This is a genomic window from Shewanella sp. NKUCC06_TVS (genome assembly GCF_019345515.1).
GTDB classification, from domain to species: domain Bacteria; phylum Pseudomonadota; class Gammaproteobacteria; order Enterobacterales; family Shewanellaceae; genus Shewanella; species Shewanella oncorhynchi.
The window spans coordinates 1-202 of the sequence record NZ_JAHKQX010000070.1 but is presented as its reverse complement, the minus strand read 5'-3'; the positions used below and the strand labels follow the sequence as shown (position 1 = coordinate 202).

The window sequence follows — 202 nt, the reverse complement described above, 5'->3', positions numbered from 1 at the left end:
AGGTGCCGGCCACCGTTTGTACTGTGCCTGGCAGGGTGTCGGAATCGCCGTCTTCGGTGACGGTGCCAGCATCGCTGTCGCCGTTACCGAGCGTGATGTCAGCGGGATCGTTCGCGCCGACAATGGTGATGGTCACGGTGTGGCTGGCGGTGCCATCGGCACTGGTGACCGTGATGTCACGGGTCAGGGTTTCACCCGCCTT

Annotated in this window: 1 protein-coding gene; it reads right to left on the bottom strand. The window is 63.9% G+C overall.

The features are described from left to right. Positions 1 to 202: VCBS domain-containing protein (locus KO531_RS22345; RefSeq protein WP_219252253.1), on the bottom strand; the 202-nt coding region annotated here is incomplete at both ends.